This window comes from Mailhella sp., assembly GCF_057866825.1.
The window spans coordinates 1-5,285 of record NZ_DBMAHT010000133.1; the positions used below are offsets into that span (position 1 = coordinate 1).

Genomic DNA, 5,285 nt, shown 5'->3' on the forward strand with positions numbered 1-5,285 from the left:
CAACCTCGGCGTGGAAGGCATGATGATCATGGGCGCGTTCTTCGCCTTCATCGTGCAGTTCAAAACGGGCAATCCGTGGCTGGCAGCGCTGGCCGCAGGCCTCGGCGCAGGCTGCCTCGGCCTGATTCACGGCGTGGTCTGCCTGATCTTTCAGGGCAATCAGACCGTGTCCGGTCTTGCGCTCACCATTTTCGGCGTGGGCCTTTCCGACTACCTCGGCGCACCCTTCATCGGCGAAAAGACCGTGGGCTTCCAGCCCTTCGACATTCCGCTGCTTTCCGACATTCCCGTGATCGGTCAGGTGCTCTTTCAGCACGATCCGCTCGTGTACATCTCCTATATTCTGCCGTGGGCGGTCATGTGGTTCTTCCGCCGCACCTCGCTCGGCCTTGCGCTCTGCGCTTCCGGCGAATCGCCCGACGCCGTGCAGGCCGCAGGTCTCGATCCCGTCAAGATGCGCTGGCTCGGCATTTTTGCCGGAGCCTTCTTCGTGGGCATAGGCGGAGCCTATCTTTCCCTCTGCGCCACGCACATGTGGACCCACAACCTCACCGCGGGCAAGGGCTGGATTGCCGTGGCGCTGGTCATCTTCGCATTCTGGCGGCCGGGCCGCGCCATGTTCGGCGCGTATCTGTTCGGCGGCATCATGGCCTTTCAGCTCAGGCTGCAGGCGCTCGGCACCACCATTCCCTCGTCGCTCATGATGATGCTGCCCTACGCCCTCACCATTCTTGCACTGCTGTTCTCCTCGGCCAGAGGCAAGGGCAGAAACGCTCCGGCGGCGCTCGGCGAAAACATCGCTCCGGGCGCGTAGCAAGGACTGAAAAACCGAAAATCCGCGCTCCCGGCGTCTTTTCGTCGGGACGCGGAGCTGCGGCAGAGGGACGCGCTGCGGCGACAAAGCGCGCCGAGGCGACGCCCGGCAGGACGAATCGCCCGCCGGGGGACAATCCGACGACGGAAAGGAATCAGAAGTCCGGAAGAAGCAGGACGCCCCAGCACTGCCCGGACGACAACGGACGGCGCGGCGCAGAGCGAACGCGGTTCCGGACGGCGGAGCGAGACGGCAAACGCCCGGGCACAGGCCCGGTGCGACCGACCAGCCCTCCTGCGAAAAACGCACCGCGCAACGCGGCGAGCGCCCTTCGTTCCGGCTTTGCAGCGAACGCGCCTTCCGCCGGGTTCGGCGAGAGCGGCGGAAAAACGCCGAGGCCGACCGGTGCGCCGGAGTCGTCCATCAAAGAGCGTCGTCCGCCTGCCGAAAGCCTCGACGACGCGCAGGTTTGCGCCACGGAGAGCTTTGGAGCGAACCTTTTGCCCGGCAGGAAAGCTCCGGGGAAATGATATTGTAAGGGGGTTGCAACTCTTTTCTTTTTTGGTGAAAATTCCCGGAGAATCGACCTGTTATCACAACAGGCCCGAAAGCCAAGGATACTCCCATGCTGACTTCCCGCGACATGCTTACCGGGCTTCCCATGATTACGGCTGCGGCCTTCTTCATGCAAATGCTCGACTCCACCATTCTCAATACGGCGCTTCCCTCCATAGCCGCGTCCATGCACCGGGCTCCCTTCACCATGCAGCTTGCGGTCATCAGTTATGCGCTTACCGTGGCCATGCTCATTCCCCTCAGCGGCTGGCTGGCCGACACCTTCGGCACGCGACGCGTGTTTCTCTCGGCCGTGGCCCTCTTCGTGGCCGGCTCGTTGTTCTGCGCCATGTCCCATTCCCTGCCGCAGCTCGTGGCAGCCCGCGTGGTGCAGGGCGTGGGCGGAGCCATGATGGTGCCCGTCTCCCGCCTCACCCTCATGCGCGCCTACACCCGCGCAGACTTCGTGCGGGTGTTCAACTTCATCACCATTCCCGGGCTGGTGGGGCCCGTGGTGGGGCCCATCATCGGCGGCTGGCTCGTCACCTACGCCACGTGGCACTGGATATTCCTCATCAACGTGCCGCTCGGCCTCATCGGCTTTCTCTACTCCCTGAAATGCTTCCCCGATTTCCGCCAGCCCCGCGGCCGCTTCGACGCCCTGGGCTTCTGCATCATCGGCGCAAGCGTGATTTCCATGACCGCCGGACTGGAACTCACCGGCGGCAAAAACTCTTCCCCCACCCTTGCCGCAACCCTCATCGTTCTGGGCTTCGTTGCCGTGGCGCTGTACGTCTTCCACGCCCGCCGCTCGCCCTCGCCGCTCATTTCGCTCAAGGTCTTCCGCACCCGCACCTTCCGGGTGGGCATCGCCGGCAACATGGTCGCCCGTCTGGGCACGGGAAGCATTCCCTTTCTCGTGCCGCTCATGCTTCAGGTGGGCCTCGGCTATTCCGCCGATGTGGCCGGTCTCATCATGCTGGCCCCGGCCATCGGCTCCATCATGACCAAAACCGTGGTGCTGCGCCTGCTCCACCGCTTCGGCTACCGCCACGTGCTGCTCTTTCTCACCCTCGCCATCGCAGGCATGTACCTCTTCATGAGCCTCCAGCGCCCCGGCTGGCCCCTCACGCTGCTCGTGATTCAGCTTCTCATTCAGGGCATGTTCATGTCCGGTCAGTTCACCTCCATGAACACCATCACCCTGGGCGAGCTGCCCGCAGAAACGGCCAGCGACGGCAACAGCCTGCTCTCCGTCACGCAGAATCTCACCGTCAGCTTCGGCGTGGCCATCAGCACCGCGCTGCTGCGCTTCTTCTCCGGGCCCTCCGGGGAACTGCACGCCCTGCACTGCACCTTCGTGGCCGTGGGCCTCATCACTGCGGCCTCGGCCTTCGTGTTCATTCTCCTGCACAAGGACGACGGCGAAAATCTTCTGGAAAAAAACAATACCGGCGGCCGCGCGCAGCCGAAAGGAAACTAGTCATGGCACAAACGCCTTCCTCCGCGGCGAAAAAGAGCGCGGACAACACCCCGCCCCTGATTCGTCTGGAAAACATCTGCAAGAGCTATGGCCCCGTCAAGGCCAACCGCAACATCTCTCTGGAAATCCGTTCCGGCGAAATTCTCGCCCTGCTCGGCGAAAACGGTGCGGGCAAGTCCACGCTCATGTCCATACTGTCGGGCAAGTCGCGGCAGGATTCCGGCACCATCTTCGTGGACGGCCTGCCTTCGCCGTTCCGCTCTCCCCGCGACGCCCTGGCCGCGGGCATCGGCATGGTGTATCAGCACTTCATGCTCGTCGAAGCCATGACCGTGACGCAGAACCTCATGCTCGGTCAGGCGCACGGCATTCTGAATCCCGCGGCCATGCGCGCAAGAGTGCTTGAGCTTGCCGAACGCTACGGCTTTGAAATCAATCCCGACGCCATGATTTCCGATCTTTCCATGGGCGAGCGTCAGCGGGTGGAAATTCTGAAGCTGCTCTACCGCGACTGCCGCGTGCTCATTCTCGACGAACCCACCGCCGTGCTCACGCCGCCGGAAATCAGTCAGCTTTTCTCCGCGCTGCGCCGCATGGCGGCCGACGGCAAAGCCATCGTGTTCATCAGCCACAAGATGAAGGAAGTGCTGGATCTCGCCACGGAAATCAGCATTCTGCGCCGGGGCGAGATTGTGGAGCATTTTCTGCGCTCCGAAGTGCCGGGCGAACGGGAGCTCGCCGAACGCATGGTGGGGCGTCAGATGGAAACCGAAGTGGAACAGACCCCCGTGGAAAAGGGCGAAGTGCTGCTGGAACTCGACAACGCGTGCTGCGGCATGGCGCAGTCTCTCAGATGCACGCTGCGGCGCGGCGAAGTGCTCGCCGTGGTGGGCGTGGCCGGCAACGGTCAGCGCGAGCTCGTGGAAATGGTTACGGGCGGAGCAAAGCCCGAAGGCGGTTCCGTGCGCATTCTCGGCAAGAGCTGGAGCGAGTTCATGCGCACGCGCATGGGGCGCCGGAGCATGGTGTACATTCCCGAAGACAGAAAGGGGCTTGCCACCTGCCCGTCGCTGGATTTGCTGGACAACTTTCTTCTCACCAACCGCAACGGCTTTCAGAATTTCGGATTTCTGGACAGGCGTCATTCGGCCACGGCGGCCGCGGACATCATGGAGGAATACCAGGTGGTGGCCGACGGACTGCACGCCACGGCCGGATCTCTTTCCGGCGGCAATCTGCAAAAAATGGTGCTCGGCCGGGAATTTTTCCGGGAGCCGAGTCTGATTGTGGCGGAGAATCCCACGCAGGGGCTGGACATCGGAGCCATGGAAGAAGTGTGGCGGCGCATTCTGGACGCGCGCGACCACGCGGGCGTGCTTCTTGTGACGAGCGATCTGCGCGAGGCCATGACCCTGGCCGACACCTTTGCCGTCATGTACCGGGGCCGCTTCATCGACGTGTTTCCCCGCTCCGACGAAGCGCGCGTGGAATCCATCGGTCTCATGATGGCGGGCATACGCTTCGGCGAGGATACGGAAGAAAAACCGGCCAGGGCGCAGGAAAAATAAGACGGCAACGTGCTGTTTCAAAACAGGGCGGCCTGTTCTGCGGGCCCGCCGCCCGCGCCTCCGCACCCGCAAGGCGGGAAGCTGCCCGCGGGACGTGATCCGCGCAAGGCGCGGCGCGGGAAACGTTGGCGCTCTCACGGAGAGCCCGGAGAAGCGCCCGTACCTGGGCCGCGTTTCCGGCCCTGCCGGAGCGGCCCTCGTATGCAGCGCATGCCGTCCCGCAAGGAAGGAAGCATGAAAAAGAAACTTGATGTAGCCACGGCCGTGCAGGCCGCAGGCATACTTTTTGAGCTGAACACCGGAGAGAACGGCGTGCTGGCCATGGCGCAGAAAGCCGGTCTGCCCTGCGCCTCCGGCGAGGAAAAAAAGAGGCTCATGCTGGAATGGCGGGCCTACGTTCACGCCGCCGTGCTCTACGGACTCATGGTGCAGGCCCCCAACGTCGTGGTGGTGGAATACCTGCGCGTCACGCAGAGCATGCTGCAAAAGCTGGGCTACAGCCCCAAGGAGGCCGAAGACTTCGTGGACGGAGCCTTCCGCGCCTACGTGGATCCCATGGTCAGAACCAAAACCCAGGAGTGCCCGGACGTGTTCTTCCGCCGCCTCCTGAACCGCGGCGTCTCCGAAGTCCCGACAGAAACCGCCGCCGTGGTCTCCGGCGTCATGGCCATGGTCATGTCCGCCATCCTCGACAAGCTCGAACAGTATGAGTTTGGGATAGAATAAAATAGAATAGAGGACGGGGGAAGGAGGGAAAACTTTTGTGAAGATTGTAAATTAAAACGCAACAGAGATATTGCCTGAAACGAAGAGACCCACGACAGTCGGGGTGCAAACAAACGAAAACCTCATAGTGAGGAGACTG

The 5,285-nt window shown here is 62.8% G+C and carries 4 protein-coding genes; all 4 read left to right on the forward strand.

Annotated elements, in window-relative coordinates; genetic code table 11:
• Positions 1-814 (forward strand): ABC transporter permease (locus tag ACZM96_RS09375; protein ID WP_489488733.1); only part of this gene is annotated, 814 nt, incomplete at its 5' end.
• Between the two features lie 625 nt (positions 815-1,439).
• The gene (gene mdtD / locus ACZM96_RS09380; protein WP_489488734.1) at positions 1,440-2,852 is read left to right on the forward strand and encodes a multidrug transporter subunit MdtD; all 1,413 of its coding nucleotides are present in this window, start codon (positions 1,440-1,442) and stop codon (positions 2,850-2,852) included.
• 2 nt (positions 2,853-2,854) lie between these two features.
• Positions 2,855-4,420, forward strand: a complete 1,566-nt coding sequence (locus tag ACZM96_RS09385; RefSeq protein WP_489488735.1) for an ABC transporter ATP-binding protein — start codon at positions 2,855-2,857, stop codon at positions 4,418-4,420.
• A 234-nt stretch (positions 4,421-4,654) separates the two neighbouring features.
• Positions 4,655-5,146 (forward strand): hypothetical protein, encoded by a 492-nt coding sequence (locus ACZM96_RS09390; protein WP_489488737.1) that lies wholly within the window; start codon positions 4,655-4,657, stop codon positions 5,144-5,146.
• The last annotated feature ends 139 nt before the right edge of the window (positions 5,147-5,285 follow it).